This window comes from Aureimonas sp. ME7, assembly GCF_903970965.1.
Classification (GTDB): Bacteria; Pseudomonadota; Alphaproteobacteria; order Rhizobiales; family Rhizobiaceae; genus Aureimonas.
Genome location: NZ_CAJCKW010000007.1, coordinates 143922 through 168418, shown reverse-complemented (window position 1 = coordinate 168418; position 24497 = coordinate 143922). Strand labels below are relative to the sequence as shown.

Here is a 24497-nt window from a genome sequence, read left to right as displayed (position 1 = left end):
CGATGACCCCGGAAACCGCCGTCCCGCCCCGCGTCTCGCCCCACCCCTATGCCACCGCCATGGCCGAGCGGCGCGAGCGCGAAGCCGCCGCGAAGGCGCCGCGCGGCGAAACGCTGCTTTACCTCGACGGCGTGTCCAAGAGCTTCGACGGGTTCCGGGCGATCAACGACCTGTCGCTCGTCGTCGCGCGCGGCGAGATGCGCGCCATCATCGGCCCGAACGGCGCCGGCAAGACCACGATGATGGACATCATCACCGGCAAGACGCGGCCCGATCGGGGCGACGTCTACTTCGCCGGCGACATCGACCTCACGGCCCACGACGAGGCCGGGATCGCAAGGCTCGGCATCGGGCGCAAGTTCCAGAAGCCGACCGTCTTCGAAGGGCACACGGTGGAGGACAATCTGCGCCTGGCACTCGCCGGCGACCGGGGCATCTTCGCCGCCCTCCTTCACCGGCGCGGCGCCGAAGAGGATGGGCGGATCGAGGAGATCTTAAGAACCGTGCGCCTCTGGGAAAAGCGCGCGCTGCCGGCCGCCGACCTCAGCCACGGCCAGAAGCAATGGCTGGAGATCGGCATGCTGCTCGCGCAGGACCCCGAGCTTCTCCTCGTCGACGAGCCGGTGGCCGGGATGACCGATGCCGAAACCGAGGAAACCGCGCGTCTCCTGAAGGGCATCGCGCAAACCCGTTCGGTGGTGGTGGTCGAGCACGACATGCATTTCGTGCGCATGCTGGACGTCAAGGTCACCTGCCTGCACGAGGGGCACGTCCTCGCCGAAGGTCCGCTCGACCAGGTCTCGGCCGACCCGCGCGTGATCGAAGTCTATCTGGGGCGCTAGCGCCCTTTCGAACGATCGATCGGGTCGGTCCGGCGGGCCTTTTCCGCCGCCAGAGCGTCCCCGATCCTCGCCGATGCCGCTGGCATCACTCAAGTTCGGCTCCTTCCGAACGACGAAAAATTCCTCACCGACCCTCCGCCGCCGATCCTTCGAAAGGGCGCTGACATGCTGAAAGTTTCCGACGTCGATCTGTTCTACGGCGCCGCGCAGGCGCTGCGCGGCGTGTCGCTGGAGGCGAAGGCGGGCGAGATCACCTGCGTCCTCGGGCGCAACGGGGTCGGCAAGACCTCGTTGATGCGCGCGGTCGTCGGCCAGCAGGCGATCCGGGCCGGGCGCATCGAACTGGAGGGGAAGGATCTCGGCAGTGCCGCGCCTTATGCGCGGGCGCGCGCCGGCATCGGCTTCGTGCCGCAGGGGCGCGAGGTGTTTCCGCTCCTGTCGGTGCGCGAAAACCTCCACACCGGCTTCGCGCCGCTGAAGGGCGCCGAGCGCACGATCCCCGAGCACGTGTTCGAGCTGTTTCCGGTTCTGAAGACCATGCTCGGGCGGCGCGGGGGCGATCTGTCGGGCGGCCAGCAGCAGCAGCTCGCCATCGGCCGGGCGCTCGTCACGCGGCCCCGCCTTCTGGTCCTGGACGAACCGACGGAGGGCATCCAGCCCTCGATCATCAAGGATATCGGACGGGCGATCCGCTACCTCAAGCAGGAAGCGGGGATCGCGGTTCTCCTGGTCGAGCAGTATCTCGACTTCTGCCGTGAGCTTGCCGACCGGGTCTACATCCTCGACCGGGGCCGCATCGTGTTCAGCGGCGTCGGCGCCGATCTCGATGAGCCCGAGGTGCGCCGGCACCTGATGGTCTAGTTCAGGCCGGAACGCGGTCCAGAAGCGTGCGCGCCAGCGCCGCGCACTGGACGCGGATATCGGGCAGGGCGGTGATCTCCCAGAACCTTGCGCGCGTCACCGGCCCGACCGCGAAAAGGCGCGGCGAGGGGGTGCCGTCCGCGGCCACCACCGCGCCGTCGGCCGTCACGTCGATGCCGATGCGAAGCGGGTCGAGCCGCGCGGCGCCGCGTCCGATCAGGATCTCGACCAGCCCGCCGCGTCCGGGCTCGGGCTCGCGCAGCGTCCCCGTGCAGTCGATCACGTGGACGGCGAAGAGGCTCTCCACGACCCCACCCGGTCGGCGCAGGCGCACGGTTCGGCCCGTTCCCTTGCGCTCGATTCCCTCCACATGGGCGGCGACGATCGTGAGCTGTCCCTCGTCCAGCGCCTCCTGAAGAATGGCGGCGGCTTCGGGCGCCATGCGGTGGCGGTGGATTTCCCACAAGGTCTTGGCGTGGCGCAGGAAGCGGCGCTTGGCGTCCAGCGTCATCGATTGCCAAAGCGTCTGCGTGTGCGGGCGCAGCGCGTCCACCACGTCGCGCCAGTCGCCGCCCCGCTCCTCGGCCCAGCGTACGGTGCGCCGGATCCAGCGCAGGAGATAGGACAAGGACGTGCCGAACGGCACGTCGGCGGGGTCGAGGGGCAGGGGCACCGAGCGCTCGTGGATCTGCGGCAGGAGCCCGCGCCGCGACACGGCGGTGATCGGCCCCCGGTGCCGGCTCGCGCGTAAGAGCGCGACGTTGTCCACCATGGACAAGCCGGTGCCGACGATCACCACCGCTTCGCCGGGGTCGATGCCGAGTGCGTCCCGGCTTTGCCACGGGCCGGCGCAAGGATTCCTGCCCGCGATGCTCGGCTCGCTGTAGCCGGTGGCCAGAACCGCGACGTCCGCGATCTCGGTGCGCCCGTCGCCGAGATCGGCGGCGATCCCGCCGGGCACCGATCGCAGATCCGCACATTCGCCGCGCACGAAGCGCAGCCGCCCGTCGCCAGTCTCGGCATCCCAAGGCTTCACGATGTCGGCGAGATAGGTCCGGTAGAGCCGGCGCGGCACGAAGGCGAAGGCATCATGGAGTCCGAGGGCTGCCGCGTGGCCCTGGTCCTCCAGCCAGCGCCAGAAATGGTCGGGATCGTCGGCAAACGCGCTCATGGCGCTGGCGCGGGTGTTGAGAAGGTGGTCCGGCTCGTCCGTGCCGTAGGCGACGCCCGCCCCGATCACCGGCCGTCGCTCCACCACCGCGACCTCGACGCGCGCGTCCGAGCGCAGGAGATGGGCGGCCAGCACCACGCCGCTGGCGCCCCCGCCGAGAACCAGGATGCGCTTCGCGCTCAACCGTCGGCGCTTTCGCATGGGTCGCCGCCATCGCGAGCGTGGGGCAATCGGGTCCGGTCGGAAACGCTGGGCGGCATCGACATCCTCTTCGGCGGGAAACGAGGGGATGCTAGTGGCGGATGGACGCGGGGGACAGGCGGTTTCGTCTATCTCTAAGCTATACTGAAGATCGGATTGCTGATCCACCCGCTCAAACGACGAAATCGTTCGCGTGGCTTGCCGGCCAGTCTCAAAGGTGGGCGGCGAAGTGTTCGGCGAGCGGCAGGCCGGCGGCAAGAAGCAGGGCGGCGAGGATGCGCGCTTTCGGCCCGGCGAGATCGCCCGCGAAGAGAGCGCCCGCGCGCTCGAGATCCTTGCCCCCGCCATTGCCGTAGATCGGCCGCACGCGCCCTTCCGGGCAGCGCGAGGTGACGATCACCGGCGTGCCGGCCGCCACGATCTCCGCCACCGCCGCCGCGACGACGGGCGGCGCGTTGCCCCGCCCGAAGCATTCGAGGACGATGGCGCTTGCCCCGCTCGAAGCGGCAAACCGTAGGAGCTTGTCGCTCGATCCCATGGCGAGGCGGATCAGCTCGACGCCGGGATCGATGCGCTCGGCGGCGATCGTCCGGCGCGGGGGCGGACGACGATGGATGCGCACCTCGCCCGCGTCGACGTCGCCGAGCTTGCCGTGCTCGGCGGAGCGGAACGTGTCGGTGCGCGAGGTGTGGGTCTTGGTCGCGTCGCGCGCGGCGTGAAAATCGCCTTCGAACAGGATCAGCGCGCCAAGGCCGCGTGCCGCCGGGTCGGCGGCGAGGCGCACGGCATCCGCGATGTTGCGCGGGCCGTCCGTGTCGGGCTCGTCGGCGCTGCGCTGGGCGCCGGTGAAGACCACGGGCTTGTCCGAGCCGACGAGGAGATCGGCGAGATACGCGCTTTCCTCCATCGTGTCCGTACCGTGCGTCACCACCACCCCATCGCAGGCCGGGTCTTCGAGGTGTTCGCCGACGCGCTGCGCGATGCGGAAGGCGAGATCGAGATCGATCGCCGAGGAGCCGATGCGGCAGAAGTCGTCGACGCGAAGCTCGATCCCGTCCAGCGGGTCGTGGAGCGCGGCGCGCAGGGCGGCGCCCCCGATCGCGGCCACGACGTCGGCCGCATGATCCGGTTGCCCACCGGCCCGGGACGCGATGGTGCCGCCGGTGGTGACGAGCTGGATCAGGGGCATGGGCCGGGCGCTTTCAAGGAGGCTGCGTTCGGGTCGACTTACCACAACGAGCGCCGTCAGGGGACGGGCGCGCGGTCCATCGCCGCGCCGATCTCGTCGATATCGGCTTCGAGGGCTGCGAGACCGAAGCCGACGAGATACCAGCGCACGGGGTCGAGACGGACCACCTGGCCCCGGCGCCACGCCGTGGTTTCGGCCACCAGCGTTGCGGCCAGTCGGTCGGCGGAGGGCGCTTCGCCGACCGCCGCGTCGCGGTCGATCACGAAGAGCCAGTCCGGGTCGGCGTCGCGGATGAAACGGTCGTCCACCACCATTCCATGCGTTTCCGCTGGGATCGGCGTTGCGACGGGCGCCATGCCGAAGCCGGAATGGACGATGTCGTAGCGCGATCCTGGCCCGAAGACACTGATCCGCTCGCCCGTCGTCATCACCACGAGGCCGCGACCGGCCTTGGCTGTGACTTGGCGCAGGCCGTCGAGGTGACGATCGATCGCGCCAAGGCGCGCTTCCGCTTCTTTCTCGTGTCCGAACAGGGCGGCCAGCGTGCGGATCGCGCGTTTCGCGCCTTCCAGCCCGTCACCGTCCGGTGGCGTCATGTCGAGCACCGGGGCGAGGCGCGACAGGGCTTGCGCTTCCGGCCGGGCGCGCTGCGAGATCACCACGAGATCGGGCCGCAGCGCCCGGAGGACGTCGTAGTCGGGATGGAACAGGGAGCCGATCCGTGCCGCGCGCCCATCGGCATAGCCGCCGAGAGCTTCCGGCACGGGCGGAGCGGGCACGCCCGCCGCCCGGACGCCCAGCGCCTCCAGCGTGTCGAGCGCGGCCAGGTCGAACGTGGCGACGATCTGGGGACGGGCGGGAAGGGGGGAGGCGTTCGGCCCGCCTGGCGCGGCGATCGGTTCCGCCCTTGCCGCACCGAACGGAAAGGCGCCGAGGAGAAGGGCGCAAAGAAGGAGCCGGCAGGGAGCGCGCATCGGGCGGGTGTCTTCTCGTGGGCGAAGGCAAGGCGGAGCCGAAACGCGGAAGGGAAAGCCGGCTGTTTCCCCGCACCATGTCCGAGCCGGCCGCGTCCCACAAGCCAGGGAGGCGACCGCCCTGCGGCGTTCCGTAGCCGTGAACCGATACAAGACGCCGCGCGCCCTTGCTCCTGGCTCTCGAACGGCCGACAAGACAGGGAATGAAGGGTTCGGGGGCCGATGCGGTCTAGGCCCGGCCCATGCGTCCCGCTCGCCCTTGAGAGGGTTCTTCCGGATCCCGCGCCGGGACGCTGGCGAAACGGCCTGTTCGGGGCGGATGGGAATCGAAGGGCCATGACCATCCGCCAGGGCATCGAAACCCTCGTTCCCCCCGACCTGCCGCTGGCCGGCGGCGTGTTCCACGGCGCGCCCGAGCGTATGGCGGCCGCCGCGCTCATCGCCTGCCTGCCCGCCCAGAACGAGGCCGGCCGTATCGACCGCTGCCTAGCCGCCCTCGACACGGAGCTGGAGCCCGAGGACGGCGTCGTTCTCGTGGCCAACGGGTGCCGCGACGACACGGTCCCCATCGCACTTGCGCGCATGGGGCGCTGGTCGCGGCCCTGGCTCCTCTTCGACTGCGCTTGGAAGGGCGGCCGGGGCTCCGCGCCCCTCGCCCGGCGCCTCGGCTTCGACATCGCGCACGCTCTCGCTCCCAGTGCGGCGCTCCTGTCGGTGGACGGGGACACGGTGGTGCTTCCCGGCCTCCGCGCCGCCTATGCGCAGGAGTTCGCCCTCGGCTTCGATCTCGTGTGCGGGCGGATCGGCTTCCTGCCCGAGGAGGCGGCCCGGCTGCCACCGGCCGACCCGATGAGCGAGGCCACGATCCGGCAATACCGGGAAGCGTCCCGTCACTTGGCCGCCCTCGTCCTGCCCGACCCGGACAACCCCTGGCCGCACCATGGCAATATCGGCGGGGCGAACTTCGCGGTCACGGGCGCGGCCTACCGGCGCGCCGGGCCGCTGCCGACGCCCGCCTTCGCCGAGGATCGGGCGTTTCGCCGCCGCTGCGAGGCGCTCAGGCTGCGCATCCGCTATTCGCAGGGCCCTTGCGTCGAAACCTCGTGCCGGCTGGACGGGCGCGCGCGCGGCGGGCTGGCCGACGAGCTCCTGCGCAACCGGACGGAAGGCGATCCCGTGGTGGACGAGACGCTGGAGCCGCCTGCCGCGCTGCTCCTGCGCCTTCGTTCGCGGCGCCGGTTCGGCGAAGCGCGCACGCAGGGCGAGCGGCTGGAGCTTCTCCGCTCGCTGGGTCTGGACGTCGACGCGGCTCGGCGCCTGGCTTCGGTCGGAAACGGGCTCGCCTGGGCGGAGGCCGAGGACCTCAGCCCGAAGCTCACGCGATGCCGGATGCGCCTGTCCGACCTGCGGCATCATCTGCCGGCGCTTCTCCGGATGCGGGACGCCATTCGAGACGTTCCATCCGGTAGTCCGGCGTTTCGCGAATCTCTTGGCAGGTGACGCGCGAGCCCAGCGAGGCCACGAGGAAATCCGCCGCCTCTCGGCCCGGCAGCGGCGTGTCGGTGGGTCCGAGATAGGACACGAGAAGAAGATCGGCCCCTTCCGTCAGGAGCGCGGGCAGGCGGCGGGCGAGCTTCCCGAGCGTGTCCTCGTCCAGGAAATACAGGACCTCGGAAAAGACCACGAGGTCGAAGGGACCGTCCGGCAGGTCGTCCGGCAGGCTGCCGACCCGAAAGGCGGCGCCCGTTTCCCCATAGCGGCGCGCGGCCCGCTCGACGATCGCGGGCTCGCGGTCCACCCCGAGACCCGAGCGCGCAACGCCGGTCTGGACAAGCGCCGCCGTCAGGTGGCCTTCGCCGCAGCCTGCTTCCAGCGCGCGCTCGTAGCGGCGAGACCCGAGGAGGCGCACCGCCGCCTCGCGCTTTTCCGCCTCGTAGGCCGAGGAGCGCGCATGCCAGGGGTCGCCGTCGTCGGCATAAAGCCGGGCGAAGTGCTCGGGCGCCGGCACTGCGCCGGGCATGGCGAGCCACGACACCCATTCCATCGGCGTGTCCAGCGCCCGGAGGAACCAGGGCGGCAGCACGAAGCCTTGAGGGTCGTCGCGCACCACGCGGCCAAGCTGGCTGGCATGCTCATCCAGCGCCCGGGCCTTTAGAGCGGGGTCGGTGGCGACGCGAAACGGCGTGAGCCCGGCGTCGCGGAACGGGGTTTCGGGGGGCAGGCGCCGCGTCCACACCTCGTAGAACAGGATGCGCAGGCTCGGCAGGGCGCGGCGCACCTCAAGCGCGAGGGCGGCGGCCGCATGGTGGTCGGGATGGGGGTCGTCGGGATGCGGGGCGGCGAGCGCGGTGGCGCCCAGGCGCCGGCAAAGCTCGATCACCAGCTCCACGGCCGCCGGGAAGGCGGGGTCGCGGCCCGAGGCGCCGTCGGGCAGCCCGAGGCGGAGTTCGGCGGCCGGCGTGCAGCCAAGCTGTGCGAGGGCTTGCCGCTGCTCCTCGACGCGGATGGTGGCGAGGCGCTGAGGCGGATATTCGCGCGAGCCGGGATGCGAGTGGCCGCCGTCCGTCAGCGCCACGAGCCCGACCGGGCGCCCGAGGCGCACGGCGCCGAGAACGAGGCCGGAACAGGCGATCGTCTCGTCGTCGGGATGGGGCGAGACGACGACGAGCGCGCCCGCGCCGATCAGCCGTTCGACTTCCGCGACGGGCGCCTCTGCCACGCGTGCGTTCCAGGCTCCCAGCGTCGTGTCGGTCATCGGCGGATCCAGTCCTTGGCGAGCGCACGGCCGTGCTGGATCAGCGTCCCGTCCGGGTTGGCCTGGCGGATGTAGACGGCGAGATCGCGCGTCAGGGCTTCGGCCGGATGACCGAGCGCGAAGGAGCCGAGGCCGAGCGCGCGCTCGGCGAGATCGATCACCTCCATCGCCGCGTTTTCCAGGGTGACGCGGGCGAGCGCCGAGCAGGCGGTGATGCGCAGGATGTCGGCCTCATCGGCATCCGGGGGACAGAGTTCGACACGCTGCGCCGCATCCTCCACCCAGAACCGGGCGGTGCGCGCACGCATGATGGCGGTGGCGATGCGCATCATCTGCAAGGGACTGGCGTCGCGCCCGTTGGCGGAAAGCTCGGTCACCATGAGGGCGACGATCGCCTCCAGCGCGCCGAGCTGGGCTGCGGCGCAGCGCCAGATGCCGCCGACGAAGAAGGGCTCCCGCTTGTAGTCGTTGGGCGCGCCGACGATGTCTTCGGCTCCGATCTCGATCCCGTCGAAGCGATATGTGCCGGACGCCGTGCGCCGCATGCCGCGCTGGTTCCAGGTGGACAGGTCGACGCGGGCCGGATCGTCGACGGAGAGGAGCAGGAGCTGGAGAACGCCCGCGTCGTCACCGACAGGTACCAGCGCGCCGCGCAGCGTTCCGGCGCCCGAGGCGTAGCGCTTGGCACCTTCGAGCCGGCCGCCGCCCTGCGCGTCGGGCCTGAGGCGCAGCGGCACCTCGCCGTCCGCGCCCCAGACGCCGAGCCATCCACCCTCGTCCAGCCAGCCGAGGACGCGCCCCTGCTGCACCTGCGTCCCATAGAGGGCGACGAGCTGGAGCGTGTTGAGATGGCCTTCCAGAAGGCGCGCGGTGGACAGGTCCACCCCGCCGACGCCCGCCAGCAGTTCGAGAACCACGTCCCAGGTGCCGGCGTACCGGTAGCCGCCGCCGGGCGCGGGCTCGGCGAAGCGCCGGTGCAGGCCGTGCCGGGCGAGGACGTCGAGGCCGAGGCGCGCCGGTCCTTCCCGGTCGGCGGCGATGGCCTCCCCAAGGTCCGTCAGAAGGGGAGCGATGAAGGAGCGGTCGGCCGGGGGCGTGGGAAGCAAACGCGTGTCACCTGTTCCATAGGGCCGGCGACAGGGGTTCGCGCAGGCTTCGCGAGGCCGAAGACGGGCCGCGATCGATTCGGGGCCGAGCTTAGCATCCCGCGGACCACAGGCGGGTGCGGCAGGTTCGATCAAATGGCGTCGGGGCCAAGCACCCTATTCGAGGATATAGGCGATCGCGGTCGGCTGGAACCTCGCCAGAAACTCGTGGAGGCGGTGGACGGCCTTTTCGCGCGAGATCGCGAGATGCTCGGCCAAGCGTACGCTCGCCCGCTCGGTCTCGGCCGCCAGGAGCGCGTCGAGGATGTCGAGATGCTCGGCCATGAAGGAGTCGCGTGCATCCGGAGCCAGGAGAATCTTCTGCATGTGCTTGCCGGGAATCAGCGAGGCGCGCGCCCGGTGCAGCGAGCCGACGATCTCGCCGTTCGGGCAGAAGCCGAGACAGGTCGTGTGAAGATCCTGCTCCAGCGCGTCGAGCGTGTCGATGTCGAGATCGCCGAAGGGGTCGAGGCTTTCGCGAAGGCGATCGCGCATGCCCTCCACCAGGCCTTCGGGCAGATGGGGCGCGGCGGCGCGCAGCGCCACGGGCTCCAGAAGCTCGCGCAGCTCGTAGAGGTCGCGGATGCGCGTTTCGTCCAGCGGCACGATCCACCAATGGCCCCGCTCGCCCTTGGCGACGATGCCCGCCCCTTGCGCCTTGAGAAGAAGGTCGCGGGCGAGCGCCCGGCTCGCGCCGTAGTGGCGGGCGAGCGCCAGCTCGTTGACGCGGAACCGGCCGAACATCGAGCGCGTCAGGATCTCGCGCTCTACCTCGTAATAGAGTCCGTCGGTGCGGGGAGCCGTCTCGGGCGGGTCGTCCTCGAGCCCGAGATGGTCCGGCGTCAGGTCGAGCCGCAGCGGTTCGCAACCGCCTGCGACCAGAAGGCCGCGCCCGGAAAAGCGCGAAACGAGCCCATCTCGCTCCAGCTCGGCCAGCGCCTGCCGGACGGTGGACCGGCTGGCGCCGAAGAGCGAAGCGATCGCCCCTTCCAGGAGCACGGCGCCGGGGGGAAGCGCGCCCGCCCCGATCCGATCGCGCAAGGTCCGCCCGATCCGCGCGTAGGACGGCTGCTTCGCCAAGGCCACGGCGCCGGCGGTCAGGTGATGGCGCCGAGCTGCCAGGGCACGAACTCGTTGTCGCCGTAGTCGTAGATCTCGCTCTGGGTGCGGCGGCCGGAGGCGACCTCCAAGAGGAACTCGAACATCCGTGTCCCCGATTGTTCGATCGTTTCCTCGCCGGTGACGATCCCCCCGCAATTGACGTCCATGTCGTCGCTCATGTGCTCGAACATGTCGTTGTTGGTGGCGACCTTGATCGTGGGCACCGGCTTCCAGCCCGACACCGAGCCTCGGCCCGTGGTGAAGATCAGCATGTTGCAGCCGCCGGCGATCTGACCGGTCACCGCCACCGGGTCGTATCCCGGCGTATCCATGAACACGAAGCCGGTCCGGTCGATGGCTTCCGCATACTCGTAGACCGCTTCCAGCGGCATGGTGCCGCCCTTGGCGACCGCGCCGAGCGATTTTTCCAGGATCGTCGTCAGCCCGCCCGCCTTGTTGCCGTGGGAGGGGTTGTTGTTGAGCTCGGCGCCGTGGCGGGCGGTATAGTCGCGCCACCAGTCGATCCGGTCCATCAGCTTCTGGGCGACCGCCGGCGTCACGGCGCGGCGCGTCAGGAGATGCTCGGCGCCGTAGATCTCGGGCGTTTCGGCTAGGCACGCGGTGCCTCCGTTGCGAACGAGAAGGTCGGACGCCGCCCCAAGCGCCGGATTGGCGGAAATGCCGGAATAGCCGTCCGAGCCGCCGCATTCGAGCGCGAGCTTGAGCTTCGACAGGGGCTGGGTCGTGCGCTGCGCCGCGTTCACGGTGGGCAGCATCTCGCCGATGATGGCGCTCGCCTCCTCGACGGTCTTCCTCGTGCCGCCGAGCTGCTGGATCGTCATCGTGCGCAGGAGCGGGCCTTCCTCCAGCCCGTACTTGTCGGTGATGAAGGAGATCTGGTTGCTTTCGCAGCCGAGCCCGATCATCAGGATCGCGCCGAAGTTCGGATTGCGCGCGTAGCCCGACAGCGTTCGGGCGAGATAGGCGTAGCCTTCCGTCTTGAGGTTGAGCGCGCAGCCCTGGCCGTGCGTCAGCGCCACGACACCGTCGACGTTCGGGAAGCCGTCGAGCCCGCCGCGCCGGTTGAAATGGTCGGCGATGGCGCGCGACACGGTGGCCGAGCAGTTCACCGAGGACACGATGCCGATATAGTTGCGCGTGCCGACCTGCCCGTCGGCGCGCAGGTACCCTTGAAAGGTGCGGCGCTCGGCTTCCGGCAGGAGCGGCGTTGCGCGCGCGTCGGCGGCGAACTCGTGGGTGACGTGGCTGTCGTGCATGGCGAGATTGTGCAGGTGGACATGGTCTCCCGGCTGGATGTCCACGGCCGCATGACCGATCGCCTGCCCATATTTCAGGACCTCCTCGCCCGCGCGGATGGCGCGGATGGCGACCTTGTGCCCACTCGGGATCTCGGCGCCGGCGCGCACGCCCGCGATCCCGGTATCCTCGCCCGCTGCCAGCGCGCGGCGCGCCACGGCGACCGTGTCGGCCGGGTTCAGAAGGATCGTGGCGCGCGCATCGAGAACCGTGGACATCGAAGTCCTCCCCAAGTCTCAAGAATGACCTTTGCAGACAATAGTCATTCTACCTTCGGGAGCGCCGCGTCAAGCGCCGATGGGCTGCCTCGTCAGTCCTCGTGCGTGCGCAGGGCGTTGAGGCGCCGTTTCATCGCCTCGAAACGCTGGCCGGAGGCGTGCGCCCGGCGCAAGCCCACGGCGGTTGACAGGATGTCGATCACGACGAGGGCGGCGATGCGAGAGATCGTCGGGGTGTAGACGTCGGTATTGTCCAAGGTTTCGGCCACGAGGACGATGTCGCAATGGGGCCCGAGCGCCTCGCGCGATCCGGTGATGCCGATCACGGTGGCGCCCCCTTCTCTCGCGACGTCGGCGATCTCGATCAGCGAGCGGGTGCGCCCGGTGTTGGAGATTACCACCGCGACGTCGCCGGACCTCAGCACGGAGGCGGACATGATCTGCTGGTGCGAATCGAGCTCGGCCCCGCAGGGAACCCCGAAGAGCGGGAACTTCTGCTGCGCGTCGCGCGCCACGATGCCGGATGCCCCGAAGCCGAAGAACTGGATCGAGCGGGCCTGGAGAAGCGCCTCGATCGCCGCTTCCACGGCGACGGCGTCGAGATTGCGGCGCGCCCAGTCGAGGCTCGTCAGCGTGTAGTCGAAGATCTTCTCCACCACCGCGCCGGGCGGGTCACTCGGCCGCAGCACGGAATGGGTGGCAGGCGTGCCGAGCGCGAGGCCGCGTGCGAGGCGCAGGCGAAACTCCTGGTATCCGGTGCAGCCGAGCGCGTTGCAGAAGCGGATCACCGTCGGCTGGCTGACATCGGCCTGCGCCGCCGTTTCCGCCAGCGTCATGCCGAGCACGACTTGCGGGTCGGCGAGGACGAGATCGGCGACCTTGCGCTCCGACTTGCGAAGGGCATCGTGCGTGTCGCGCACGATTTCCAGGATGTTGCGCGTGGGCGCGGCGGTTGTCGTGTTCGATTGCGTCACACCGCGCTCCGACCGTTCGGCTCCTCGTGCCGCCAGTGCACCATGTCCATCGCCGGGGGGAAGCGTCAACCGGCGGTCCTGCTCCGCTCCAGCCGGTATTCCACGCCGAGCCGCGCGCGTTCGAAGCGCAAGGGCCGCGTCTCGGCGCCCACCCGGTCGATCTCCCCCGGATCGGCCGTGTTGAAGGCGAACATGCCGTAGTGATGGGCGAGGACCACCGGGATGCCGGCCGCCGCGCCGAGCGCGGCCGCCTCGCGCGCCGTCATGTTGCCGGCGATCCCGGCCGCACGGAGCGCTGGGGAGCGCCCGTTCACCGGCAGAAGCGCGATGTCGGCCGCGAGCGCCGCCACCTCACGGACCTGACCCTCGAAGGGGACGGTGTCGCCGGAATGGAAGACGGTGACGCCGGAGAGCGTCACCCCGTATCCGAGGAAGCGGTGGCGGCCGTCGGCGTCGCGTTCCAGCGTTTCGTGCGCGGCGCGCACCGCGTGGAGCCGGACGCCGGGCAGCGGCTCCAGTGCCTCACCGGCATCCATGGGCAGCAGGCGGTTCGCCACTGTCCCGATGCGCCTGAGGGCCTCGTCGCGTTCGGCGGCGGGGACCACGAAGCGCGCGGCCGGAAACCGCTCGGCCAGCGGGCGAAGCGTTTCGGAGTCCATGTGGTCGGTGTGGCGATGGGTGAGGAGAACGAGGTCCACCCGGCCGAGCGCCTGGAGAGCGATCGGGGCCGGCATCATACGGTCGTGTGGCGTCGCGCTGCCGGCATATTTCACGTGGAGCGAATCCGACAGGTAGGGGTCGATCAGGATGCGGCATCCCGCCCCTTCCAGAACGAAGCCGGCTTGGCCCAGCCAGAACAGCGACACGTGGCGGGAGCCGGGAGAGGGCTCGCCCGCCAGCCGTTCGCCCAAAGGCTCCGTTAGGGACAGGGCATCGAAACGGCTCGTCACGGGCGAAGAACGCTGAGAAGGTTTCGCACCGCGAGCTCGGTGACGCGATCGACGCTTTCCGCCGTGAAGCCGCCGACATGGCTCGTGGCGATCACCCGCGAATGGCCGGGAAGCGCGCGCGAGCGCGGTGGCTCCTCGGGAAACACGTCGGTCGCATAGGCGAACAGGCGGCCGGCATCAAGCGCTTCCAGCATCGCCTCCTCGTCCACGAGGCTGGCGCGCGCGGTGTTCACCACGACGGCGCCCTCGCGCAAGGTGGCGAGCGCGGCGCGGTCGAGAAGCGGACGGTTGCCCGGCATGGCGGGGCAGTGGAAGGAAACGAGGTCGCACTCGGCGAAAAGACTGGCCAAGTCCACCCAGCGAAGGCGTCCGGGCTCCACATGGAGTTCGGGCCGCGCGGGGTCGAAGGCGAGAATATCGGCGCCGAGCGCCGAGAACAGTCGTGCCACTTCGCCGCCCACCGCGCCGCAGCCGACGATGCCGACCTTGCGGCCGCGAATCTCGCGCCCCCTGCGGCGTCGCCATTCGCCCGCCTTCAGGCCGGCGTCGGCGAAGGGGATCTGGCGCAGCGCCGACAGCGCCAGGGCGATCGCGAGTTCCGCGACGCCCGCAGCGTTACCCCCGTCGGCCCGGCACACGGTGATGCCGCGCTCGGCCAGAAGCGGCAGGGGCAGGTTGTCGGTGCCGCTGCCGTTGCGGCTGACGACGCGAAGCGCGTCGGCGCGGGCGATCACGGCAGGCGAGACCGGCTCGACGCCGGCCAGCCAGCCCACCGCGCCGGGCAGGAGCCGGCAAAGCTCGGCCTCGTCCGGGAGCGTATCGGGCGCCGAGTAGACGATCTCGAAGCGCTGCTCGCGCAGCCGCTCCACCAGCGGATGCGGGGCGAGGGTGAGCGAGCGCGGGGTGACGAGAATGCGCTCCACGATCTCAAGCCTTCGCGGCGCGCCGGGCGATCGCGGCGATCTCGTCGAAGCGCGGGCCGGTCGGCGGAATGTCGATCGCGAACACTTCGGCGATGACTTGGCTCCAGCCGTAGAGGAAGTAGGTCCAGCCGTCCTCCACCTGGAGCCGGCGGCTTTCCGCCTGCAACCGCGCCTGGGCGAGGAAGACGAGGTCGCCGCGATAGTTCAGGTCCCAGACGACCCCGTTCTCGGGAAAGCGGCCGGCGTTGGTCAGCGGCGATCCCGGCGCGTCCTTGCCGAGGCCCGTCGCGTTAATCACCAGCGATCCGGCTTTCAGCGACGCGAGAACGGCGTCGTTGTCCCCCGGACGAGGCGCGAGGACGTAGGTGACCGGCACATCCGTTTTCATCGCCCGGTGGATGCGCTGGATGTCATCGAGCCGCGCCTGGCTGCGGTTGGACACGACGATTCGCGAGGGGCGGTCGGAGCCCCGGCTCGCCTGCATGAGATGCCAGGTGAGCGCGATGGTCGAGCCCCCGGCCCCCATGGAGAACAACTCCGCGCGGGTTCGCTCGAAATGGCGGGGCGGCAGGAAGCCGTCGAGCGCCAGACCGGAGGTGATCGGGTCCTTGGCGTGGCAGACGAGCCGGCCGTCGCGCTTGGAGATGCAGCTCGTCTCGTCCATCAGCCGGGCATGGGGGTCGATCTCGTCGAAGAGGTCGTGCGCCGCCTTGAAGAGGTCGATCTTGTGCGTCGTCACGAGGGCCCCGACCGACAGGGGATCTTGCCTGATGAAGGAAACGACCTCGCGATAGGCCGCCGCATCGGCATGCAGGGGCAGGTCGATCCCGCGGATTTCGGCATCGAGACCCAGAAAGCGCGCCCAGGCCGGAAACACATTCATGATCGAGCTTTGGCCCGTGGTCACGCCGATGAAGTAGAAGGTCGGGCGCGCGGCGGGCGGGTAGGGCGCGGATACCGTGTTCATCGCGCCGGTTCCTTCAGCGCCGCGATCGCTTCCGCCGAGCGAGGGGTCCAGGCCGGATTGTCCACGGCCTGCCAGCCGCCCTGTCCGTCGTCGACGATGCGCTGGCGCATGCCCCCCGACCGGGCGATGATGTCGTAGTCCTGCCCCGCATCGGCTGGATAGGCGAAGGTCATCACGAGATCGTCCGCTCCGACATTCACCGATCGGTGGATCCAGAAGGGCGGCACGTAGCAGAGCGTGCGCGGCCTCATCTCGACGATGCGCACCTCGCCTTCGGGCGATTCCAGGAGCATCAGGCCGGTGCCGGCCTCGCCGTAGTACATTTCGGGCCGGTCGGCCCGGGCGTGGATATGGCCGCGCGTCAGGAAGAATTCGCGCCCGATCCGGCCCGGCGCCATGCGCGTGACGCCGATGATCATGTCGCCGGCGTCCGCCGACGGCTTGTGGTCGGTCACCTCGTACATCACGGCCTCGGGGCCGAGTTCGGCAAGGCGCGTCTCGAAGGCCGCATCGTCTTCGTAGAGCCCGGCTAGATCGCCCAGCGTCTTCCGGTAGCGCGTGGCCGCGCCGCGTAGCTCGCCCCGTTCGATATCGACCGTGAATACACCCGGCTCGCGCATGAAGCGTCTCCAAATTGTAGAATTACTACATTGAACCGAGGTCGCTCACGGATTGCAACGGAAAATCGTGCTGCATGACGGTTTCCGCAGTGCAACATCGGGATGATCGCAACGCGAAATGGCAGAACCAATGTGAAAATCGTAACATAATGCCTATTGCGGCGGTTGACGGCTTGTCAATTGTGTACCTAAGCTACAAGGCGGGCAGGGAGGATGCGCCCGATCTGTGGAGGATGGAGATGAAGTCACTGCCCCTTTCGGGTTGCCTGCTGGCGGTCGCTTTGACGACGTTGGCCGGCGGTGCGGCCCAGGCTGCCGACTGCAAGGTCGGCGTTGCCATGTACACGCTGAGCGCCCCCTACTTTGCCGCCCAACAGGCGGCCGCGCTCGACCAGGCCAAGAAGGCCGGCTGCGAGGTCTCGACCTCCGACGGCCAGAACGACATGAACAAGCAGATCGCCGACGTGGAGGACATGGTCGCCAAGGGCGTCAACCTCCTGATCTTGAACCCGCGCGACCCCGAAGGGCTGGTCGCGGCGGCGAACGCGGCGACGGCCGCCGGCGTCAAGGTCGTGGTGATGGACTCCTCCATCAACCCGAATGCCGACGTCGTCACCCAGGTGCGCTCCTCCAACGACCAGAACGGCTATCTCGTCGGTCAATGGCTCGCCAAGCGCATGCAGGGCACCCCGATGAAGATCGCGCTCCTGTCGGGCGCGCAAGGGAATGAGGTCGGGCGCGACCGCCGGCTCGGCGTCTTCAAGGGCCTCGTGGAAGGCCAACTGACGGGCGAGGGCAAGGCCTCCTTCGAAGTGGTCGGCCAGGGCTGGGGGAGCTGGGAGCAGGAAGGCGGCCTGAAGGCGGCCGAGGATCTTCTGACCGCCCATCCCGACATCAACGTCGTGCTCGGCGAAAACGACTCCATGGCGCTCGGCGCGATCAAGGCGCTGGAGGGCGTCGGAGCCAGCGACGTTCTCGTGCTGGCGGCCGCCGACGGCCAGAAGGAGGCGCTCGCCGCCATCAAGGAGGGCAAGTACGGCGCGACCGGCCTCAACGATCCCGATCTCGTGGCGCGCACGGCCGTCGACATCGGTCTGGACGCCCTGAACGGCAAGCTGGAAGCCGGTTTCCCGAAGCTCAAGCTCACCGAGCCGGCCGTGATCACCAAGGACAACGTGGACCAGTACTACCGCGCCGACGCGGTGTTCTGACCGGGTCGTGAAGGATTGCCGGGCGGCGGATCTTCGTGGTCCGCCGCCTCCCTTATCCATTCGCGGGAGGCCGAGCTCTTGGAACTCGCCCGTCTGACGGCCATCACCAAATCCTTCGGCGGCATCCACGCCCTGCGCGGCGTCGATTTCGACGTGCGCGCCGGCGAGGTACATTCGCTGCTCGGCGAGAACGGGGCCGGCAAGTCCACCCTGATGCGGGTTCTCGGCGGCGAGATGCTGCCGACCGGCGGCACCGTGTCGATCGGCGGCGAGAGCGTCGTCATGCGCGACCCGCGAGAGGCGCGTGCCCGGGGCATCGCCGTGATCCACCAAGAACTGGCGCTCGCCCCCGACCTGACGGTGGCGGAAAACATTTTCCTCGGCGAACTGCCGGGTGTCATCGCCTGGGGCCAGCTCAAGTCCCGCGCCAAGGCGCTTCTCGATCGCCTGGGATTCGCCATCGATCCCGGCCGCACCGTCGGCAGCCTCGCGGTCGCCCACCAGCAGGTGGTCGAGATCGCGAAAGCCTTGGCCCGCGAGGTGCGCATCATCGTCTTCGACGAGCCGACGGCGGTTCTCTCCGCGCGCGATGCCGAGCGCCTCCACGGCATCATCGACGGCCTCCGCCGGAACGGCGTCGGCATCGTCTACATCTCTCATCGCCTCGACGAGGTGATGCGCATTTCCGACCGGATGACGGTGATGAAGGACGGGCAGCTCGTCGGCACCGTCACCGCTTCCGACATCACCGTGGACGAGCTGATCCGCATGATGGTCGGCCGCCCGCTGGCCGCGATGTTTCCCGAGCGGGGCCGCCGGGAGATCGGCGAGGTGGTGCTGGAAGCGGAAAACCTCAGGCGCGGCGCCAAGGTGCGCGGCGTGTCGCTCCAGCTTCGGGCCGGCGAGGTGGTCGGGCTCGGCGGGCTCGTCGGGGCGGGCCGCACCGAGGTCGCCCGTCTCCTGTTCGGCGCCGACGCGCCGGAAGGGGGCGAAATCCGCGTCCGGGGGAAGGTGACCCGCTTCGCCTCGCCCCGCGCGGCGGTCCGCGCCGGCATCGGCCTCGTGCCCGAGGACCGCAAGCACGAGGGCGTCGTTCTCGACAACGCCATCCGCATCAACGCCACCATGGCCCGCATGTCGGCCGTGACCGGCCCGCTCGGCTTCCTGCGCCGGCGCCGCGAAAAGGGTCTGGTGGAGGCGCTGGGCGCGAGCCTTCGCCTCAAATCGGCCGGCGTCGATGCCCCCGTTTCCAGCCTGTCGGGCGGCAACCAGCAGAAGGTGGTGCTCGCCAAGTGGTTTCACGCCGGCGGCGACGTCATCATTCTCGACGAGCCGACGCGCGGCGTCGATGTCGGGGCGAAGACCGAGATCTACGCCCTGATCGACAAGCTGGCGCTCGGCGGCAAGGCGGTGCTCGTCATCTCTTCCGAGCATCAGGAGCTTTTCGGCCTGTGCGACCGCGTCCTCGTGATGAGCGAGGGCGAGATCCGGGGCGAACTTCGGCCCGATCGCTTCTCGGAGGAAAACCTCCTGTCCCTGGCCATGATCCGCTCGGTGGCCGCTCCAATCGAAGGTGAAGCCGCATGACGACGCTGGCAGACAATCCGGGCAAAGCGGAGCGTCGGATCGACGTCGCCTCGCTGCTCCAGCACTTCGCGACGCTCGCGATCTTCCTCGTCCTCGTGGTGGCCGCGAGCTTCTGGTCCGACGCCTTTCTCAGCCGCATCAACATTCTGAACGTGCTCCGGCAGGTGGCGGCAGGCGCCGGCATCATGGCGGTCGGCATGCTGTTCGTGATCCTGACGCGCGGCATCGACCTGTCGGTCGGCTCGGTGGCCGCCCTCGGTTCGGTTCTGACCGCCCACTTCATCCATTTTGCCGGCTTCGGTCAGGCGTCGGCGGTCGCCCTCGTGATCCTGTCGGGCATGGCCTGCGGGTTGGTGACGGGCCTTTTCGTCGCCTACCTCAAGCTGCCGTCCTTTGTGATGTCGCTCGCCATGCTGGCGATCGCGCGCGGCCTGTCGCTCATCATCTCGGACGGGCGGCCGATCCCGCTGGGGCAAGAAGGCGCGGCGATCTCGAACTTCGGCTCCGGCTTCGCCTTCGGCCTGCCCTTGCCCGTGTGGCTGATGTTCGCCGTGTTTCTGGTCGGCGGCATCGTCCTCAACTTCACCCGCTTCGGGCGCATCGTGAAGGCGATCGGCTCCAACGAGGAGGCGGTGCGGCTGTCGGGCATCGCCGTGCCCCGCTATATCCTCGCCGTCTACGTCCTTTCGGGTGCGCTCGCGGCGGTGGCCGGCGTCATCTCCACCGCGCGCACCGGCGTCGGCTCGGCGCAGGTCGGCGTCGGGGCCGAGCTCAACGTCATCGCTGCCGTGGTGATCGGCGGCGCCAGCCTGATGGGGGGGCGCGGCGGGGTGATCAACACGCTGCTCGGCGCGCTCATCATGGGCATCATCGCCAACATCATGAATCTCGGCGGCGTGCCGGGCTACCACCAGCAGGTCTACATGGGCGTCATCATCGTGATCGCGATGCTGCTTCAGTACGGAACCGGGCGGCTGCGGGGCTGACGCTTGTCCATGAACCGAGACCTCACGCTTTCGATCGACGTCGGAACCGGCAGCGTGCGCGCCGCCCTTGTCGGCGGGGACGGGCGCATCCGGGCGATCGCCGCGCGCGAGCACGACCAGATCGTGCCCGCCTTCGGCTGGGCCGAGCAGCGCGCGGCCGACTGGTGGACGGGCGTCGTCGCGGCTGTGCGCGCCGTGCTGAACGAGGTCGAGGGCGCGGCAAGCCGCATCGCAGCCGTCGCCGCCTGCGGCCAGATGCACGGCACGGTGCTGGTCGGCGCGAACGACCGGCCGACCCGCGCCACGGTGCCGCTTTGGAACGACAAGCGCACGAGCGGCCTCGTGTCCGCGTTCGAGAGCGCGCATCCGGGCGGCGACTATCTCACCGACAGCGGCAATCCGCCGACGCCGGCTTGGCCCGGCTTCAAGCTTCAGTGGCTGAAGGAAAACGACGCGGCGTCCTACGGGGCGGCCGAGACCGTCCTGATGCCCAAGGACTACATCAACCTCCGCCTCACCGGCGAGCGGGCGATGGATACGGGCGACGCGTCCGCGTCCTTCCTGATGAACCCGGCGATGCGCGCTTGGTCACCTGCCATGGTGGAGCGGCTGGGACTCGACGTGAAGCTTCTGCCTCCGATCCGCAATCCGACGGAGATTCTGGGCAGCGTCACGGCCGCCGCCGCCCTGGAAACGGGACTTCTCGAGGGAACGCCGGTTCTCGTCGGCGGCGCGGACTATCCGGTGTCGCTGCTCGGCTCGGGCGTCTGCCGGCCGGGCCTTGCCTCCGACGTGACGGGCACGTCCTGCATCCTGACCCTGATCGCGCACGCGCCGCTTCTCGATCCCGAGATCTGCAACGTCGCGACGGTGGAAGGCCATTGGGGCGGCTTCGTGCTTCTGGAAACGGGGGGCGACGCCATGCGCTGGGCGCGCCGCGCCTTTCACGAACGGACTTTAAGCTACGACGAGATCGTGGCGCGCGCGGCGCAAGCGCCGGCCGGGTCGGACGCCCTGTTCTTCGTGCCGTATCTCACCGGCGAGCGGTTGGGGGCGCATCGCAACGCGCGCGCCCAGTTCTTCGGCCTCGGTGCCGGGCACGGCCTCGCCCATCTCCACCGCGCGGTTCTGGAAGGCGTCGCCTTCGCCTCCGCCCGCCACCTTCGCATCATGGAATCCGCGTCCGGCACGCGGCTCGAGCGCGTCGTGGCCTCGGGGGGCGGGGCGAAGACCGAGCTTTGGCTGCGCATCAAGGCGAGCCTCTACGACCGGCCGATCGTGGTGCCGGAAGAGGCCGAATGCGGCATCGTCGGCTGCGCGGTGATGGCGGGCGTCGCGACCGGGCGCTTCACGGATCCGCAAGCCGGCGCGGATGCGCTGGTGCGCTACGGTGCCGAGATCGCGCCCGATCCCGCCTGGGCCGAGCGCTACGCCCGCATGCAGCCTGTGTTCGACCGCCTCTATCACGGCGCGCAAAGTTTCTACGACGACCTCGACGCCTTGGCCGCCGGCTGACGCATCGTTTCCGACATGAATGGGGAAGACCAACCATGGATGAAATCCTGTCCACCTTCCGGCCCGATCTCTTCGCCGGCAAACGCGTCCTCGTGTCGGGCGCGACGAGCGGCATCGGCGTCGCCATCGCGCGCGGCTTCCGCGGGCTCGGCGCCGAAGTCGTCGCCACCGGCTCCTCGACCGGAAAGCTGGAAGCCGCTAAGGCCGATCCCGCCAACGCGGGCATCCGCTTCGCGCAATTGAACGTGCGCGACCGGGCGGCGGTGGACGCGTTCGTGGGCGCGCTTCCTTCGCTCGACGTCCTCGTCAACACGGCCGGCATCGTGCGCCCCGACCTCGAATACGAGGAGGAGCCCTATCTGGAAGTCATCGACGTCAACCTCAACGGCGCGATGCGCCTCTCGATGGCCGCCTATCCGCACCTCAAGGCGTCGCGGGGCGCCATCGTCAACACCGCCTCCATGCTGAGCTATCTTGCCGACGAGCGGGTGCCGGCTTACGGCGCGTCCAAGACCGGCATCATGGGACTGACGCGCGCGCTCGCCCATCGCTTCGGCGCGGACGGCATCCGCGTCAACGCCATCGCGCCCGGCTACCACAAGACCGACATGACCAAGGACCTGTGGACCCACGACGAGCACGGCCCGACCATCGCGCGCAAGGCGGCGCTGAAGCGCTGGGGCACGGTGGAGGACCTCGTCGGCACCGTCCTGTTCCTGGCCTCGCCCGCCAGCCTCTTCGTCACCGCGACGACGCTGCCCGTCGACGGCGGCTACGTCGTTAGCGGATGGTGAGCGCCATGACGACGGGAATGGGATGGCAGGCGGCCGAAGGGCGCGCCTATGGAGGACCCGGCCGCTACATCCAGCGCGCCGGCGAAATCGAACGGCTCCCCGAACACGTCCGGGACTTCGGCGGGTCGGTGTTCGTTCTGGTGGACCGGATCGTGGAGGAGCGCTACGGCGCCTCGATCCGCCGATCCTTCGAGGCCGCCGGCCTCCCAGCGCGAATGGAAGTCTTCGGCGGCGAATGCTGCACGGCGGAGATCGACCGCGTGGCGGCGCTGGTGGCTCAAGGCGGCGCCGACGTCGTGGTCGGGATCGGCGGCGGCAAGACGGCCGACACGGCCAAGGTCGCCGCGATCCGCAACGGCGCGCGCATCGCCATCGTGCCGACCATCGCCTCCACCGACGCGCCGACGAGCGCGATCGCGGTGCGCTACAACGAAGAAGGGGTGATGCAGGAGGCGATCTCGCTGCCGCGCAACCCCGACATCGTGATCCTCGACAGCGCGCTCATCGCGGCCGCGCCCGTGCGTTTTCTCGTGGCCGGCATGGGCGACGCGCTCTCCACCTATTTCGAGGCACGCTCCAATCTCGAATCGCGCTCGCCGAACTTCATCCGCCCCTATCTGCCGGCCCCGCTCGCCGGCATCGCCATCGCGCGGGCCTGCCACGAGACGCTGATGCGCGACGGGCTGGCGGCCAAGCTCGCCGCCGAGCGCGGCCTCCTGACGCCGGCGGTGGAGAACATCATCGAGGCCAACACGCTTCTCTCGGGGCTCGGTTTCGAGAACTGCGGCGTGTCGGGCGCGCACGGCATCCACGACGGGCTGACGGTCTTCCCGCAGACGCGCCGCTTCTTCCATGGCGAAAAGGTCGCCTTCGGCGTGCTCTGCCTTCTCATGCTGGAAGGGCGCCCGCTCGCGGAGATCGAGGAGATCGCGCGCTTCTGCCGCTCGGTCGGCCTGCCGACGACGCTTGCCGATCTCGATCTCGAAGGGGCGGGGCCGGACGAGATGATGCGCGTCGCCGAAGCCGCGCTGAAGCCCGGCGCGATTCTCACCCGCGTCGCGACCCCGATCTCCGCCGCCATCGTGCGGGACGCGATCCTCGCGCTCGACGCCTACACCTCCAGTCTCGTCCCCGACGCCCGATAGCCTGAAGCCACGAAAGCCAGTTCCATGCGCGCAGCCGTCATGTATACGCCCGGCGACATTCGCCTCGAGGATGTTCCCAAGCCCGTCGCCGGCCCCGGCGAGGTGCTTCTGAAGGTCGATGCCGTCGGCGTCTGCGGCTCGGACCTGCCGCGCATGCTGGTGAAGGGCGCCCACAAGATGCCCCTCATCTGCGGCCACGAGTTTTCCGGCCGGATCGAGGCGCTGGGCGAGGGGGTGGAAGGGTTTGGCGTCGGCGAGCTGATGGCCGTCGCCCCGCTCATCCCGACCGAGCCCTGCGACCAGTCCTTGACGGGCAACTTCTCGCGCGCGCGCAACTACGATTATTTCGGCAGCCGCCGCGACGGCGCCTATGCCGAATACGTCGCCGTGCCGACCGGCAATCTCCTGCGCGCGCCGGCGGATGCCGACCCGCGCGCGGTGGCGATGACCGACCCGGCCTCCATCGCCCTTCACGCGATCTGGAAGGCGAAACCCACGATGGGCGACCGGGGCGGGGTGATCGGCTGCGGCCCGATCGGCCTCTTCGCCATCCAGTGGATGCGCATGATGGGCTGCACCGAGATCGTCGCCGTCGACGTGTCGGAGCGCAAGCTCGCCCAAGCGCGCGAGGCGGGCGCCGACTTCACCTATCTCGCCGGCGAAACGGTGCCGCGCGAGCATGCCTGCGATCTCATCATCGAGGCGGCCGGCCACCCGTCCTCGATCAACGCGGCCGCGCGCATGGCCGCGCCCGGCGGGCATGTCGTCTTTATCGGCATTCCGGTCGGCGACGTGTCCCTCGACAACGCCACCTTCCAGCATTTCCTGCGCCAGGAGGTCTCGCTCCACGGCTCCTGGAACTCGTTCGGCGCGCCGTTTCCCGGCAAGCAATGGCATGTGACGCTGGATGCGCTGGTGACCGGCAAGCTCCAGTGGGAGTTCATGATCAGCCACGAACTGCCTCTGGAAGAGCTTCCCGCCATGTTCGAGACCTTGAAGGGAAAAAACGACTTCTTCTCCAAGATCATGTTCCGGCCTTGAGGGGTCGCTG

21 protein-coding genes are annotated in these 24497 nt (G+C 69.6%); 9 read left to right on the top strand and 12 right to left on the bottom strand.

The window, feature by feature from the left end; translation table 11 throughout:
• Window positions 1-59: 59 nt before the first annotated feature.
• Both urtD and urtE read left to right on the top strand, forming a co-directional pair.
• Window positions 60-842, top strand: a complete 783-nt coding sequence (urtD, locus tag H7A85_RS13750; protein WP_182086604.1) for an urea ABC transporter ATP-binding protein UrtD — start codon at window positions 60-62, stop codon at window positions 840-842.
• A 165-nt stretch (window positions 843-1007) separates the two neighbouring features.
• The gene (gene urtE / locus H7A85_RS13745) at window positions 1008-1703 is read left to right on the top strand and encodes an urea ABC transporter ATP-binding subunit UrtE (RefSeq protein WP_182086511.1); all 696 of its coding nucleotides are present in this window, start codon (window positions 1008-1010) and stop codon (window positions 1701-1703) included.
• Between the two features lies 1 nt (window position 1704).
• On the opposite strand, the gene H7A85_RS13740 is transcribed toward urtE, so the two are convergent.
• The 12 genes from H7A85_RS13740 to H7A85_RS13685 form a co-directional block, all read right to left on the bottom strand.
• Window positions 1705-3057 carry an FAD/NAD(P)-binding protein gene (locus tag H7A85_RS13740; RefSeq protein ID WP_182086510.1) on the bottom strand — a complete coding sequence of 451 codons (1353 nt, stop codon included), beginning with the start codon at window positions 3055-3057 and terminating at the stop codon, window positions 1705-1707.
• A 229-nt stretch (window positions 3058-3286) separates the two neighbouring features.
• Complete coding sequence (locus H7A85_RS13735; protein ID WP_182086509.1) at window positions 3287-4264, bottom strand: asparaginase; 978 nt, start codon at window positions 4262-4264, stop codon at window positions 3287-3289.
• Window positions 4265-4320: 56 nt separating this feature from the next.
• Window positions 4321-5238, bottom strand: a complete 918-nt coding sequence (locus tag H7A85_RS13730) for an ABC transporter substrate-binding protein (RefSeq protein ID WP_182086508.1) — start codon at window positions 5236-5238, stop codon at window positions 4321-4323.
• 1375 nt (window positions 5239-6613) lie between these two features.
• The gene (locus H7A85_RS13725) at window positions 6614-7993 is read right to left on the bottom strand and encodes a bifunctional PIG-L family deacetylase/class I SAM-dependent methyltransferase (RefSeq protein WP_182086507.1); all 1380 of its coding nucleotides are present in this window, start codon (window positions 7991-7993) and stop codon (window positions 6614-6616) included.
• Window positions 7990-9099, bottom strand: a complete 1110-nt coding sequence (locus H7A85_RS13720; RefSeq protein ID WP_182086506.1) for an acyl-CoA dehydrogenase family protein — start codon at window positions 9097-9099, stop codon at window positions 7990-7992. The genes H7A85_RS13725 and H7A85_RS13720 overlap by 4 nt, the downstream gene beginning before the upstream one ends.
• 156 nt (window positions 9100-9255) lie before the next feature.
• On the bottom strand, window positions 9256-10224 hold the full coding sequence (locus H7A85_RS13715; protein ID WP_210270257.1) for a GntR family transcriptional regulator: 969 nt from the start codon (window positions 10222-10224) through the stop codon (window positions 9256-9258).
• Window positions 10225-10235: 11 nt separating this feature from the next.
• Window positions 10236-11774 carry an altronate dehydratase family protein gene (locus H7A85_RS13710; RefSeq protein WP_182086505.1) on the bottom strand — a complete coding sequence of 513 codons (1539 nt, stop codon included), beginning with the start codon at window positions 11772-11774 and terminating at the stop codon, window positions 10236-10238.
• 92 nt (window positions 11775-11866) lie between these two features.
• Entirely contained in the window at window positions 11867-12748 is an 882-nt protein-coding gene (locus tag H7A85_RS13705) for an SIS domain-containing protein (RefSeq protein ID WP_182086504.1), read from the bottom strand.
• A gap of 65 nt (window positions 12749-12813) precedes the next feature.
• Window positions 12814-13698, bottom strand: a complete 885-nt coding sequence (locus H7A85_RS13700; protein WP_244631190.1) for an MBL fold metallo-hydrolase — start codon at window positions 13696-13698, stop codon at window positions 12814-12816.
• Window positions 13695-14621: an NAD(P)-dependent oxidoreductase gene (locus H7A85_RS13695; RefSeq protein WP_182086503.1), complete on the bottom strand. Its 927-nt coding sequence runs from the start codon at window positions 14619-14621 to the stop codon at window positions 13695-13697. The genes H7A85_RS13700 and H7A85_RS13695 overlap by 4 nt, the downstream gene beginning before the upstream one ends.
• A 4-nt stretch (window positions 14622-14625) precedes the next feature.
• Window positions 14626-15588 (bottom strand): shikimate dehydrogenase, encoded by a 963-nt coding sequence (locus H7A85_RS13690; RefSeq protein WP_182086502.1) that lies wholly within the window; start codon window positions 15586-15588, stop codon window positions 14626-14628.
• Window positions 15585-16208: a glucose-6-phosphate isomerase gene (locus H7A85_RS13685; RefSeq protein WP_182086501.1), complete on the bottom strand. Its 624-nt coding sequence runs from the start codon at window positions 16206-16208 to the stop codon at window positions 15585-15587. Before H7A85_RS13685 ends, H7A85_RS13690 begins: the two co-directional genes overlap by 4 nt.
• 239 nt (window positions 16209-16447) lie before the next feature.
• On the opposite strand from H7A85_RS13685, the gene H7A85_RS13680 reads away from it, so the two are divergent.
• The 7 genes from H7A85_RS13680 (at window position 16448) to H7A85_RS13650 (ending at window position 24487) form a co-directional block, all read left to right on the top strand.
• Complete coding sequence (locus H7A85_RS13680) at window positions 16448-17419, top strand: substrate-binding domain-containing protein (protein ID WP_182086500.1); 972 nt, start codon at window positions 16448-16450, stop codon at window positions 17417-17419.
• A 78-nt stretch (window positions 17420-17497) separates the two neighbouring features.
• Window positions 17498-19006 carry a sugar ABC transporter ATP-binding protein gene (locus H7A85_RS13675; RefSeq protein ID WP_182086499.1) on the top strand — a complete coding sequence of 503 codons (1509 nt, stop codon included), beginning with the start codon at window positions 17498-17500 and terminating at the stop codon, window positions 19004-19006.
• Window positions 19003-19992 (top strand): ABC transporter permease, encoded by a 990-nt coding sequence (locus H7A85_RS13670; protein WP_182086498.1) that lies wholly within the window; start codon window positions 19003-19005, stop codon window positions 19990-19992. The genes H7A85_RS13675 and H7A85_RS13670 overlap by 4 nt, the downstream gene beginning before the upstream one ends.
• 9 nt (window positions 19993-20001) lie before the next feature.
• A complete protein-coding gene (locus H7A85_RS13665; RefSeq protein WP_182086497.1) occupies window positions 20002-21507 on the top strand; it encodes an FGGY family carbohydrate kinase in 1506 nt (501 codons plus the stop codon).
• Window positions 21508-21542: 35 nt separating this feature from the next.
• Window positions 21543-22301 (top strand): SDR family oxidoreductase, encoded by a 759-nt coding sequence (locus tag H7A85_RS13660; protein ID WP_182086496.1) that lies wholly within the window; start codon window positions 21543-21545, stop codon window positions 22299-22301.
• Window positions 22302-22306: 5 nt separating this feature from the next.
• Window positions 22307-23446, top strand: coding sequence for a glycerol dehydrogenase (locus tag H7A85_RS13655; protein ID WP_244631189.1), 1140 nt, complete (start codon window positions 22307-22309; stop codon window positions 23444-23446).
• A 24-nt stretch (window positions 23447-23470) separates the two neighbouring features.
• Window positions 23471-24487 carry a galactitol-1-phosphate 5-dehydrogenase gene (locus H7A85_RS13650; RefSeq protein WP_182086495.1) on the top strand — a complete coding sequence of 339 codons (1017 nt, stop codon included), beginning with the start codon at window positions 23471-23473 and terminating at the stop codon, window positions 24485-24487.
• Window positions 24488-24497 lie beyond the last annotated feature (10 nt).